Raw genomic sequence first — 13,523 nt, 5'->3', positions numbered from 1 at the left:
CGGCAGGACCCAGCCGTTCATCTGGCCTCGTCCTGCCAGCACCTATTCCCGCCGGTCAACAATCAGCTCGGTAGATGACACGGAGCCCAGCAGAGAGCGCATGGTCTGCATCACAGTGATTCCCTCCCTCCATCTGCCGCAGTGGCATTCTGACGCTCCCATGAACTCTCTCCAGTCCCCCAGGCACCCTGTTGCGTTGATCACCAGGCTGTCGGATCAGAGCCAGCCTCCAAAACGACGGAGATACCAGCGTTTGGTCAGCTCTGTCAGCAAGCAGTAGCCGCTCAGGATGAGCAGCAGCCAGCAGAAATAGGCAGGAGGTAGTGGTACCAGGCCAAGCAGCGTCCCCAGGCGTGTCATCGGAAGCCAGAAGCCTACCACCAGCGCACCCCCGCTCGCCAGGAGAAGGGGAAGAGCAGCTCGACTGTGCAGGAACGGAACACGATGCGTGCGCAGCAGATGCACAGCCAGAATCTGCGAGAACAGTCCCTCCAAAAACCATCCTGACTGAAAAAGAGCAGCATGAGCGACAGAACGCGCATCGAAGCCCCACCACAAGAGCAGGAAGGTCAGGACATCAAAGAGCGAACTGAGTGGCCCCATGATCAGCATCAGACGCAGGACCGGAGCCAGGCGCCAGCGATGAGGCTGCTGGAGCAGTTCATCATCAAGATGATCCCAGGCCAGGGAGAGCTGCGTCAGATCATACAACATGTTTTGCGCCAGCAATTGCACGGGAAGCATTGGCAAAAACGGGAGGAAGAGGCTGGCCAGCAGGATGCTCAGGGCGTTGCCGAAGTTCGAGCTGATCGTGATTGCCAGATATTTGCCGATGGTTCGAGATACCCTGCGTCCCACACGGACTCCACTCGCCAACCCCTGCAGCGGGCCTCCCTGCATCAGCACTGTGGCAGCCGCCTGTGTACTTTCCGTGGCTCCGTTCACTGCCAGCCCGATATCGGCGCGTCGCAGCGCTGGCAGATCGTTGAGACCATCGCCCAGATAGCCCACCACCGAGCCTTGCCGTTGGAACACGCGTACAATCATCGCTTTCTGCAATGGCGTCATGCTGGCGAAGATCTCAGTCTGCCCCGCCAGCATCGCCAGCTCGCCCTCGCTTAGCCCTTCCAGCTCCCAACCCAGGAGGACGCGCCGGCTGGTGAAGCCCACTTCCTCGCCCAGGCGTTCTGCAAGGCGCTCGTCATCGCCCGTCACCAGCTTGAGGCTGATCCCGCTTGCTCGCAGCGCCTCCATACCCTCGCAGACCCCCTCACGGAGGGTTTGGCTCAGGCCAAGCAGCCCTGCAAAGATCAGCTCCTGCTCTTCGGCAGCAAGTGCGCTGATATGGTGGGGATCAACTGGCTTGTAGGCCACTGCCAAGACACGTAACCCCCGCTCTTGCAACCATCGCGCCAGGCGCTTGAGCTGCAGCCGAGATACCTCAGACAAGGGTTGCAGCCCCTCGCTCGTTTCAACCGCAGAGGCCACAGCAAGCACTGGCTCAAAGGAGCCTTGGCAGAGCAGCAGGGCTGGCGCCTCTGCCTGCGTTGCAGAGGCGCCCTCATCTGGAGCGCTGACGATGGCAGAGGCTCGCTTGCGGATGGGGTCAAAGGGCAGCACCTCGCCGAAGGTCAGTCCAGCCTGGAGCCGGATTCCCCGCCGGCGCGCCTCCGTGAGAATCGCTTGCGCAAAAGGGTCATGGCCCTGTGCAGTCCCTCGCTGCTGAGCCAGCACAGAGAGTGCCGCCAGGCGGAGCACGCTGGCCTGTTCCTGACCGGCGGCATCGATCGCAGTCACCAGCCGCATGGTCGTGCCGGTAAGCGTGCCCGTCTTGTCCAGACAGAGAATCTCAAGTGCTCCCAGGGCCTGGGTGACCGGCAGTTGTTTGACCACCAGGCCAAGCTGGGCAAGCAGAACCGCGCCTCGGGCCAGCGCCACCGTGACGACGAGCGGCAACATCTCCGGGGTAAATCCCACACCAACCGCCAGCGCAAAGAGGATCGCTTCCGACCAGTCACCGCGCGCGAGGCCTCGCATCAGCAGCAGACAGGCCACCATCATGATCAGACTGACTAGCAGCACCTTGCTGACCTGATTCAGCTCGTGCTGCAGTGCTGAGAGGAATGGACGTCTGAGCAAGTACCTGGCCGCTTTGCTGAAGACGGTGGCCCTTCCTGTGGCAACCACCAGCGCCAGGGCTTTCCCCCGGACGACGCTACATCCCATCAGACCGAGATAGGGAGCGTCGAGGAGCGCCAGCAAAGAACGGTCGACGCGACTGCGTAAGCGAGGGGCGGGTGGCTCTCCATGCTCGCTGTCGTTTTTCTCAACAGGCATCGCCTCCCCAGTAAACAGGGATTGGTCCAGCAACAGCCCCTGGGCATTCACCAGGCGGACATCAGCAGGCACGACTCGCCCCTCCTCAAGCAGAATAAGATCCCCAGGAACCAGCTTCTCCAACGGAATCCGGTGGAGCGTTGGAGGAGCCTGCTCATGAGTACGGCGCATGACCTGCACCACCTCGGCCATCGTCTTGGTCAGCGGGCGAATGGTCTGCTCAGCTCGGCGCTCCTGCCAGAAACGCAGGCCTCCGCTGCAGACCAGCATCGCCGCCAAGAGCAGGTCCTTGAGCCAGCTCCGACCGGCGGGGCTGGTCAACAAGAGATCACAGAGGAAAGAAGCCAGACCCAGGCCAGCCAACATCATGAGGAACGGGTTCCAGAAGGCCAGCAACAGATGGCGCCACCAGGGACGAGCACGCAGATCAGGCAACTGATGCGGTCCCACCTGCTGCAGGCGCCTGGCAGCCTCAGCGTCTGTGAGACCAAGCAGGCTGGCATTGAGCAGCCGCAGGGTCTGCGCCAGATCACCGTGGAGCGCCTGCTGGAGTGGCAGATCATCGAGAAAAGCACTGACAGGAGCTGCTCTATTCCAACGATGCACCATGTCTTTCAACATTGCTTCCCCTCCGCTAGATGGCCTGCCTGGCACCCTTCATCATCACGGACGAACCTCTATGACATCGGACCTCACCGTCTACGGGTATCGTGTCACGGTGTGGGTGGATGAGTGAGGACCTGGGTCAGCCAGAGGAGGATGGCTGTCTTGCATCGACAGCACAGCTCACCCCCGTAGCATACTGCGCGCTCCAGTCACCGGTCAAGCCGGCTAGTGCAGTGCTAGAGACAAGCGCTCAGCCGTCGGGCAGCCGCCGAGAGCAGGAGTGAGATGGGAGAGACAGCGACGTGCCATCTCTGCCATCATCGCCCGCAGTCGAGCGAGATCCCGTCCCTAGGGGTGAAGCGCTTGCCAAACCTGATACGCGATGAGGACTGTCATGACCAGCACATAGATGCGCAGTACCCAGAGCAGCACCAGTAGGCCAGGCCCAAGCCGGCGTCGCCCTAACGGTGCCTTGCTTTCGGCGAACTGGTCGGGCTCAAGGACCTCGCGCACCCAAGTGAGGTCCTGCTCGGTAGTCACTGGCTGCAGTGGAAGCTTATTTCCTCTTTTCTCCTCTCTCATCAGACTCCCTCCAGTCTGTGCTGATTCAGGATGGGAGCAGCCCCGGAAAGACGGTGGCAATCCCATACACCAAGCCGGCCAGGCAGATCAAGAGTGTCACTGTTACTGTCAGGACATTGGCGAGCGAGCCATTGGCCTGCTCCCCCATGATCTCGCGATCATTGACGAGGACCGTGAGGAAGACCAGCGCGGGTGGCATGGAGAGAACCGCATAGACATTGACGATCAACACAATGAATTCCAACGGGGCATTGGGAATCAAGACCACTGCTGCAGCCAGCCCAGCTGCCACGAGCAGCACGCAATAGAAGGGCCACCCCTCCCGCCAGGATCGATTGAGGCTGTGCGGCTGTCTGGTGACCTCCCCGAAGGCATAGGCCGAGGAAGAAGCGATGGTGATCGCCGCCAGTAGCCCGGCCTCGACGATCCCCAGCGCAAAAAGCGAAGCCCCGACCCTCCCAACATAGGGCAGTAAGGCGCGTGCGAAATCTGCCCCGGCAAACGAGGAGGCATTGACATGGTGGGCAAACAGCGGACTGGTCGCGATTGCTGTGGCAATGCCCGCCACGGCGGCTAGCAAGGCACCCAGGGCGGTATCTAGACGGCCATGTGCGATGTCCTGCCCCGTCACGCCTTTGTCGACAGATGCGCTTTGCTGGAAGAAGAGCATCCAGGGCGTCACCGTGGCTCCGATATCCGCCAGCAAGAGCAAGAGCGTGGTCTGATCCCAACGGGGGACGGGTTGCCAGGTCAGAAAGGCCGCCAGCAACTGGCCGGGATCAGGATGCGCCAGCACGGCCACAGGGATGAAGACCAGGTTGAAGGTCGCCAGAGCCAGACCGATACGCTCCCACGTCCAGTAGCGGCGAGTCAGAACAACCAGGGCGATGACCGCAAGGGCCAGTAACACAGCAAGCACAGGCGGAACCCCAAAGAAACCCAGGCCGGCCCGAATCCCGATGAACTCGGTGACCAGCGTCATCAGGTTACCTAGCGCGAGATCGACCAGAGCGAACGCGCCCCAGAAGGGACCAAAGCGTTCAAAGATCAACTCTGCATGCCCACGATGCGTTGCCGCGGCCAGCCGTACCGTCATTTCCTGTACGATGAAGGCCATCAGGAACGTCACCAAAATAAATGGGAGGAAAAAGCCAGGACCGTAGGTGGCTCCCGTCGCGGCATAGGAGAGCATACTCGGCGCATCGTTTTCTCCGAGCATCACTAGCACGCCGGGGCCGATCAGCAGCCAGAGCAGAGAGAGCTTCCCCCAGCGATGGCGACGTGCTTGCGCCACCCGCAGGCGATCACGGGCTCGCTTGAGATCCTCGCTGGTCACGCGAGGCAGCTCTTGCGACGATGGCATGACCGTGTGGGCCATGATTCTCACCTCCTTCGGAGCGACAGCCAGGCATCTGTTGAGCCTACAGCTCGCTGGCCGCTCCGTCTACTTCCTCATAATGTGCTTCCCTACAATTTGAAGATATTCAATATCATTTTTTGATCAACTAAAATTAGATAGACCAGAGAAAAGCACGAGGTCGCAATGATCTCGTGCACAGAGGATGCCGGGCGGGCTGGAGAGACAGGCAGGCCTTGGCACCAGCCCGCTTTCAGCCTGACGTCAGATGCTTTTTCCCTCCCTCCCGTACAGACCAGGTCAGAGCACCGGGATAGGCAGGCGCTCCTTCTCTCCTGTGTGCTGCCTGGAGAGAAGGAGCAGCTCAGCCACGCAGAACCAGTCCGCTCATCAGTGGCCAAGTGCCAGCTCCACCACCTTAACCACCAGCAGCACCATGGCCACAATCAAGTAAGCTCGCAGCGTGACCATTCCCACCCAGCGTGTCAGCGACCAGGTTGGGCGCGGGATCTCCTTGAGCGGCGGCATCTGCCAGTCCTCCTTCTTCATCCGCCTCAGCGCGGCCAGCTCGGGGTCAGGACCCCGGCGCAGGCGCCGAACCGCCGCCAGGCCGCCCAGCACCACCAGAGCGGCCAGCAGGATGGCGAAGACCAGCTTGGTCAGCAGCATCGCGTCCACACCAGGGAAGAGGGTGGTCATGGCCAGGATGAAGGAGAGAGCCACGAGCAGGCCCACGATCACCGTGGCAATCGCATTGAGCCAGAAGCGATTGACCCAGGGTCCAAGCACTGCCCGATCGTTACACAGCAGCACTAGAAACACCGTTGCACTGGGCAACAGGATGCCGGCCAGTGCCTGGACCGCGAAGGTCAGCAGTCCCAACGGCGCGCTGGGGATCAGCACCAGTCCCCCCGCCAGCACAATGAGCAGGATATAGACGCTATAGAAGACCTTGGCCTCCTGGAACCTGCGGTGCAGCGAATGGGCCACCGAGAAGGCGTCGCCGACCGCATAGGCGGTCGACAGGGTGACAGCGCAGGCTCCCAGCATCGAGGCATTCAGCAGAATAATCATCAACAGGGTTCCCATGAGGGGATGACCCAGCGCAGCATACGCTTTCGCCGTCGTTCCCGCATCAATAAAGTTGCCAAAGTACCTGGTTCCGGCAAAGGCGAATGCAGCAGCAATGACCAGACCCGCGGCCTCAATATTGGTCAGGACGCTGCCGATCATGGTATCGAGCCGCTCATAGCGGAGCCAGCGGCTGGTGATACGTTTGTCTACCACGTTCGACTGCTGAAAGAAGAGCTGCCAGGGTGCCACCGTCGTGCCGACAATGGCGATGATCGTGAGGAGTGCATCGCTATTCAGGCCGCCAGCGACACTGGGAATGAAGGTATCATGCAGAATGGGTCCCCAGGCCGGATGGGGCAGGAAGGCAATGGGGATCATGAGCAGGCTGACCAGGCAATTGATCCACATGACCCGCTCCCAGCGGCGGAAGCTACCGGTCATCACGATCGCAATCAGACCGAGAATCCCTATAGGAATGGAGATCAGCGGGCTGACCCCGAAGTAGTTGAGGGCCATGGCGAAGCCGATGAACTCCGTGACCAGCGTCAGATAATTGACCAGAAAGAGGTCGAAGAAGGAGAAGGCCCCCCAGAATGTGCCAAAGCGCTCGAAGATCAGACGAGCATGGCCAACGCGCGTGACGGCTCCCAACCGGGCAACCATTTCCTGGTTGACAATGAGGACCGGGATCAGAATGAGGAGGGTCCACAGCAGGCTCGTGCCATAGTTCTGTCCCGCCTGCGTATAGGTGGCAATCCCACCAGCGTCGTTATCGCCAATCATGGTGACCAGTCCTGGCCCCATGATGATGAGCAAAGTAATGAGTCGTTGCAACCAGCCCTGGCGCGATGGCTGGGCGGTCTGCGACAGGGTGCCCCAGGCCCCCTGAATGTCTCCCACATGGGCCGAATCGAGCTGTGCCGTCGCTGTGGTCAGGTGCTGCTCTGTCATCTGCTGCATGGGTTTCCTCCTTGATGTCTTATTCAGCGTCCAGAGAAGGTGGCAGCAAGGACAAGCCAGGCACTGGCCAGTCAACCCGCTCGGGGAGGCAAGCCGGGCAGAGGAGAGACAACCTAGCCGTCGCGCGAGAGGCGAGCCCGGCCTCATGACCCTCCCAGCTACCCAGCAAGCACACATAGCTGGCGTTGCAGGCCATTGGATATCATCTTGCCGGGTTGCTCGTAGAGGGCTTGCAGGGCTGTGAAGCACAGACTACTCCTTCCGCTGGCCCCCAACACTCGAGATGAGACCTGGGAGAGAGGAAACACTGCGTACCCTAGCCTGAAGAGCGCTCCGCAGAGGCTACACGCGGCACCGTATAAAACGAGTAGATACGATGCGCTCTTGACGCAGGCAAAGGGGAGTTTCCTTCCTCACACCTTGAACGCTCGCCCTCAGCCTGTCCGTCGCGAGCATGAGGCGTGAGGAAGCTCAACAAGAACGTCGCTCACGAGTACGCCTCGCACCCACAACGGAGGAGGGCTGCTCTCCTTCCCGGACAGGCTCTCCCTGGACTTCCAGGATCAGGTTCCATAGAAGTGATCCTTTCCTCCTCTGTTGGAGTCGAAGATGGAGCCACAGGAGACGGTGCCTTTGCTAGAGGCGTTATCTCCATCCCTATCCCCCGGATAGGGTTATCTCCATGAGGAAGTATAGCCCGCGAGGCGAGGCCATGTCAAGAGCCCCTCATGAACTGAGACCGCTGCTGCGACGGGCCTCCCTTTGCCACCACGACTAGCTCGCCTATCAAGGACGCCCGTAGCTCGCTGGTGTTGACCACCATCCTCTCCTCTTTTCGTGAGGCGACGAGGAGAAACATCTCCTCCAGCCTGGTAATGGCTTTCCTAACGGGGGCGAGGGGCCTCCAGCAGAAGGTGACCGTGCGCCACTTGACAGTTCTCTATCCCAGCGACTATACTTCCTCCTGCTCATATCCCCTAGTGGGGGATATGAGCAGGAGGAACATCCTTCACAGAGGTGTCGTTTCTCTCATAAGAGTGTCAAGCCAAACAGAGGAGGAATGGATCGCAGCGATGGAGGCTGACTCTGGCAGTCCAGCAAGAGTCTCTCCTGAAGAAAAAGCACCCTTTCTCTGTTGTGGGGACAAGGCACGCTGCTGAGAAGCCCATGCCTGGCGCCAGTAAGCGCAGTTTCCTCCTGCCTCGCACTCGCAACGGGAGGTCTAAGGACAGGTGTCCGGAGCATGAGGAAAGGATTTGCTTCTCACCAGTGTGCCGCAGCAAAGCTTTTCCGCCCTTCTCTCAGGAGGGTACTTATTCCTCTCTTTGCCCGTAGAAAAGCTGACTCATCTTTCTCTCCACCTTCACCGGAAGAGAGCGGCCTGCTAACCGAAGGTGCGTGACTGCGCACTGTTGCTTACAGCTCTGGCAAGAGTACTACAAAGCCCATTTAACACAATATACCGGTACTCTTCTTACGGACTCTTTTTCCTGGATCTTCCACACTGCTGCCTGGTTGCCTTTTTCTTGGTCTAGCCTGAATAGCTCGATTGGATGACTGGCCGTCTGTCGCTCGCCTTTCTCAGCTATCCCTTCTCTGGATATCCATTACCATCTCAGGCAAAGAGGAATCATATGCAACAGATGATGAAGCTACCGCTGATCTCAGCTGCGGCACAGCCTATCCTCTCGTACAAGAGAGGCAGAGAGAAGGCATGGGGCACGCTGTGGCAGACGGCTCCGTCATGGTGCTGGAGCTGGCTGAAGCGGCTGGCAGCCCTGTTGATCACAGCCAGACTGTTAAAGCGACGCGGGGTTGTCATCATCAGCGGCCTGCTTCATCGCCAACGGCCGCTTGATCGATTTTGCAGGAGCGCACCTCAGCATTAGCCTCCCAGAGCCAGAGGCATGCTTGAGCTGCCCTCAGAGCTGCCCGAGGAGGAAGGCCCAGCGGTCAGCCCCCTCCAAGCCCGGCCCCTTCTGGCAAGCAGTGCTGCTATCAGCTCAACCACAGCGACCTCTTGGAGCCTTCTCTCGATTATCTGCTCACTGACCCTGTTGTTGCCGATAGCTGAGTCCACACAGAAGATCTATTCATACGGCTATGGCCTCTTTCTCCGTACGCCGCTTCCAGTGACGTTTACGCTGGGGAGGCCCTCAGCCCGAGTGGCTCTTGGTGGGCAGCCGCGAGGCGACTTGAGATGAGCATAGTACTGAGCGGGCGGATTGCCTGGCTATCTACTCGCTAGCCCGAAATCACTCTGGCTCCAACTGGCCAACCCTTCCCCTGCTTTCACGGAGCCTTGTACCCCCTGCCTCGCGCTCCTCCAGCACGGCAGCCGCAGGTGAGAGCAACAGCTCGCGATAGCGCTGGTAGCGCTCTTGATAGACAGCTCGTCGAGCGCCAGGAGCCGTCACAGACAGAACCGGTGGGCGCCGTGCTTCCAGAGCAGCGGCATCCTTCCAATAACCTGCAGCGAGTCCGGCCAGGAGTGCAGCCCCTCGCACCGCCGTGTCCTTCTCAGCGACAGCCCAAAGCTCCCGTCCCAGGATATCCGCCAGCATCTGCCGCCAGCCAGGGTGCAAGCTCCCTCCACCGACGACAAGAAGCTGACCACCCTCCTCTCCCTCAGAGAGCGCCTCCAGGGCCAGACGCATTCCAAAGGCCACCCCTTCCAGAGCGGCGTGGAGCAGGTGGCGGCGCTCATGCCCGAGACGTAGATGGAGCCAGCCGGCAGCCTGTGGTCTCGGATGATACGGTCGCTCTGGCGTCAGACAGGGCAGGAAGAACAGCGGTTCCTGGACGGCAACCTCCGCCTCGCTGCTGGCATACAGCTCGGTCCAATTGGCCTGCAAGGCCCGACGCACCCAGTCCAGAGCCAGCCCGGCATTCTGCACCGCTGCCATCCGATACCAATGCCTCCCGTCTGCAGCCCGATAGAGATGGATTCTCCGCTGGGGATCAGGTTGCGGCTCCTGGCAGAGGAGCACAAACTGCGCTCCCGAACCCAGCGAGAACAAGAGCGAGCCAGGCGCCAGCACGCCAGCCCCCAGCAGCGAGGCTGCCACATCGGCTGCTCCCGTCGCCACTGGCAGGCCCGGCCTCAGTCCCAGCTCTCTGGCCGCTGACTCCTGCAGATATCCCGCCGGCGCCCCCGCAGGGAGCAAGGGCGCAAACAACTCCCTTGGCAACCCCAGGGCCTCCATGACCGCCGTCGCCCACTGATCTCGCTGCACATCATAGAGCAGCGTCGCCGAGGCATCGCTGGCCTCGGTGGCCACTTCCCCAGTCAAACGCCAGCGGAGCCAGTCTTTGGGCTGAAGGGCCCACCGCATGTGTGCAAACGCCTCGGGTTCCTTCTGAGCGAGCCAGCAAAGCAGCGGACCGGCCATACCAGGGGCGAAGGGATTCGCCAGTTGCTCCTGCAACTGCACAGGCAATTGTTCAAAACGCGCCAGTTGGTCGATAGCTCGTTGATCAGGCCAGAGCAGGGCAGCGCGCACAGGGTTCCCTGTTGCATCGACAGGAACCACGCCATGCATCTGCCCGCTGACCCCGATCGCCGCTACCTGCCCTGGTTCCACGAGATCCAAGGCCATACGCACCGCCACCACTGTCTGCCGCCACCACTCTTCAGGATCGCCCTCGGCCCATCCAGGCCGACGTGTAAGCAAAGGATACTCAGCGCGCCCCTCGCCCAGCCGTCGCCCGCTCGCTGCCTCCAGAACCAGCGCTTTCACTGCACTGGTACCCAAATCAATGCCCAACAGCGCTTTGTCCTCAGTCTTCCTTCTTGCGCCTTCCATGATGGTGACTAGTCCTCGGGGGTGTCTGCAGCCTCCAGACCTGCTGCAATGAAAGCCCGGGCATGTCTGGCCAGGTCAAAACGGTCGGTCCAGGTATAACGCCAGATCGCCAGATCGCCAGAGAGGTTCGCAATCTCCTGTGCCCGAGAAAAGCTCTCAAAGGTGATCGGCCCTTGATAACCAGCCTGCCGCAGCGCCCGGAAAAAGGCAGGGAAATCCACCGTGCCCGTGCCGAGGTAGCCCCGATGGCTTTCACCCACATGGACATAGCCCAGCCGCTTTCCACAGGCCACTACCGGCTTCACAAAATTTTCTTCTTCGATATTCATGTGATACGTATCGAGATGGACCACGAGATTAGGCGCACCGATTTCCTCAATCAGGCTCAGAGCCTGCTCCGCTGTATTGAGGAAATTGCTCTCATAGCGGTTCACCACTTCGAGACCCAGTTGCATGCCACTGGCCGCTGCCTGCTCGGCCAGACGAGCCAGAACCCGCATACTGTTCAGCCGTCCGGCAGGAGCCAGCGGCTCCCGATAGCGTGTCAAGGCCCCGAAGATCACCCCACCAAGATAGGTGGCCCCCAGATCCCGGGCCACCGCCAGCGCATCATGCAGCAACCGCTCGCCACGTGCTACTACTGCTTCATCTGTGCTGGAAATATCCGTCTCGGGCGTCAGAGCCAGTGTGCACGTCGCTTCGAGACCAGTCTTTTCCAACAGGCTTCTGGTCAGCGCCACGTCGATCGCGGCAGGCTCAAGCAGGGGGATCTCGATCAGATCATAGCCGCTCGTGCGACTGCTTTCGAGCGCCTGACGACACTCTTCCTCACTCCAGCCGCCCACCCAGACGAAGGCATGAATACCTATTTTCTGTTTCATGGCATCTCCACAGCTGTTCTAGCGATCACTCATCACTCTTGACGCCGGTGATCATCGCCACAAGTTCATCACTCGTTGTCTCGTTCGTCCGGCGTCCTCCGACCACACGTCCGCTGCGCATGACCCACACCTGCTGAGAGAGGCGCAGCACCTGTTCAAAGTTATGGCTGATCAGCAAGATAGCCAGCCCCTGGTCGCGCAGGCGAAGAATCAGCTCCTCAACACGTCGCGTCTCCCGAACGCCCAGAGCTGCCGTTGGCTCATCCATGATCAACAGGCGCGACCCCCAGCTTGCAGCTCGCGCGATGGCAATGGCCTGCCGCTGCCCGCCAGAGAGCTGCCGCAGTCGGGCATGGATGGAAGGCAGATGAACCTCAAATTGCCGGAGCATCCGCAGGGCCTCGCGGCGCATCGTCCGGCGATCCAGGATCGCTAAGGGTCCCAGACGCTTGACTCGCTCGCGGTTGAGAAAGAGATTCTGCCAGACCGTGAGATCTTCAATCATAGCCAGGTTCTGATAGACTGTCTCGATGCCTGCCTGACGCGCCTCCTGGGGAGAGGCAAAATGCACCTCTTTCCCCTCAAAGAAGAGGCGCCCGCTGCTCGGAGAGTGCAGGCCCGAGATGCATTTAATCAAGGTCGATTTGCCTGCACCGTTATCCCCGACAATGGCCGTGATCTCTCCACGTCGCGCCCACAGCGTCACTTCATGCAGCGCCACAATGGCCCCAAAATGCTTGCTAACGCGCTCCACCAGGAGCAATACCTCAGCAGGACCAGGCACGCCAGAGCCAGGCGGAGCGCCTGGAGTAGGGGTACGCTCCGGAGTCTGAGGAGCAGAAAAAACACGTTCAAATTCCGTAGGACTCATCGCCAGTACCTCACCAGCAAGGCGGCCAACACGACCGCCAAACCAACCACCACCGGTTGGTAGAATTGTGAGAGTCCAAGTAAGGTCAGCCCGTTGACGAGCACCGTGAGTAAGAGCGCGCCAGCAGCAGGACCGGCTATGGTGCCACGCCCTCCAAAGAGACTGACGCCTCCCAGGACTACTGCCGCTACAGAATTGAGCAAGTAGCTGGTATCGACCGCCGGTTCGGCAGCGCCAATGCGCGCCGTGAAGAGGATGGCAGCCAAACCGGCCAGGCCACCTGCCAGCAGGTAGGCAGCCAGCTTAATCCCCGCAGTACGAATGCCCATAGCGCGAGCCGCCTCAGCATCGCCCCCAGTGGCTAGCAGGTGGGTCCCAAAGCGCGTGTAAAAGAGTAAGAAATGTCCCAGCAATACTACGAGCAGAGCGATCAGGACAAAGTAGGGCAGTGGACCAAGTGAGCCTGTGGCGAGCTGAAGCAAGAAGGTGCTGACAATCGTCACCGGCTCACCATTGGAGAAGATCAGAGCTGCCCCAGAGGCAGCGCTGAGCGTGCCAAGCGTCGCAATGAAATCGGGAATCCGTCCCCAGGCAACCAGCAGGCCATTGATGAGGCCCACGAGCAAGCCGGCAATGATGGCCAAGAGGCAAGCCAGACCGATCGGGCCTCCGTGGGCGACAACCTGCCCCAGGACCACACCAGCCCAGGTCATGGTGGATGCCAAAGAGAGATCAATGCCCCCCGTCAGGATCACAAAGGTCTGCCCCACCGTCAGGATCACCAGGAGAGCCGCCGCTACCAGCACAGCGCGGATATTGCCGAAGCTTAAGAATGCCGGTGAGGCGATCCCAAAGATGATGACCAGCACCGCCAGGGCGATCACCGCTGTCCAGTTGATCCAGAACTCGGGATCGCTGAGCCGCTCTCTCCAGCTCAGTCGCTCCGCCTGCGCCGGAAGCGCTGTCACTGGCGTGTTGCTCTGTTCCATCCGCTGTCTCCTTCCTCTCACATGAGTGAGCGAGTGGAGCGGTCGCGCTGCCGGCCCTGA

At 60.5% G+C, this 13,523-nt stretch carries 8 protein-coding genes; all 8 read right to left on the bottom strand.

Annotated features, from left to right (window positions below):
- Positions 1-216: 216 nt before the first annotated feature.
- The 8 genes from mgtA to KTAU_RS14950 all read right to left on the bottom strand — a co-directional run bounded on the left by mgtA (position 217) and on the right by KTAU_RS14950 (position 13,463).
- Complete coding sequence (gene mgtA, locus KTAU_RS14985) at positions 217-2,958, bottom strand: magnesium-translocating P-type ATPase (protein WP_151729127.1); 2,742 nt, start codon at positions 2,956-2,958, stop codon at positions 217-219.
- Positions 2,959-3,291: 333 nt separating this feature from the next.
- Entirely contained in the window at positions 3,292-3,525 is a 234-nt protein-coding gene (locus KTAU_RS14980) for a hypothetical protein (protein ID WP_151729126.1), read from the bottom strand.
- Between the two features lie 25 nt (positions 3,526-3,550).
- Positions 3,551-4,903: an NRAMP family divalent metal transporter gene (locus tag KTAU_RS14975; protein ID WP_228026477.1), complete on the bottom strand. Its 1,353-nt coding sequence runs from the start codon at positions 4,901-4,903 to the stop codon at positions 3,551-3,553.
- A gap of 369 nt (positions 4,904-5,272) precedes the next feature.
- Entirely contained in the window at positions 5,273-6,916 is a 1,644-nt protein-coding gene (locus tag KTAU_RS14970; RefSeq protein WP_151729125.1) for an NRAMP family divalent metal transporter, read from the bottom strand.
- Between the two features lie 2,255 nt (positions 6,917-9,171).
- Positions 9,172-10,683 carry a xylulokinase gene (locus tag KTAU_RS14965; protein ID WP_265576285.1) on the bottom strand — a complete coding sequence of 504 codons (1,512 nt, stop codon included), beginning with the start codon at positions 10,681-10,683 and terminating at the stop codon, positions 9,172-9,174.
- Between the two features lie 47 nt (positions 10,684-10,730).
- A complete protein-coding gene (locus KTAU_RS14960) occupies positions 10,731-11,603 on the bottom strand; it encodes a sugar phosphate isomerase/epimerase family protein (protein WP_151729123.1) in 873 nt (290 codons plus the stop codon).
- A gap of 25 nt (positions 11,604-11,628) precedes the next feature.
- Entirely contained in the window at positions 11,629-12,474 is an 846-nt protein-coding gene (locus tag KTAU_RS14955) for an ATP-binding cassette domain-containing protein (RefSeq protein ID WP_151729122.1), read from the bottom strand.
- Positions 12,471-13,463, bottom strand: a complete 993-nt coding sequence (locus KTAU_RS14950) for an ABC transporter permease (protein WP_151729121.1) — start codon at positions 13,461-13,463, stop codon at positions 12,471-12,473. The genes KTAU_RS14955 and KTAU_RS14950 overlap by 4 nt, the downstream gene beginning before the upstream one ends.
- Positions 13,464-13,523: the final 60 nt, after the last annotated feature.

The sequence above is a fragment of the Thermogemmatispora aurantia genome (assembly GCF_008974285.1).
GTDB lineage: Bacteria > Chloroflexota > Ktedonobacteria > Ktedonobacterales > Ktedonobacteraceae > Thermogemmatispora > Thermogemmatispora aurantia.
The sequence above is the reverse complement of the archived record's forward strand: the minus strand, read 5'-3'. Positions and strand labels throughout refer to the sequence as shown.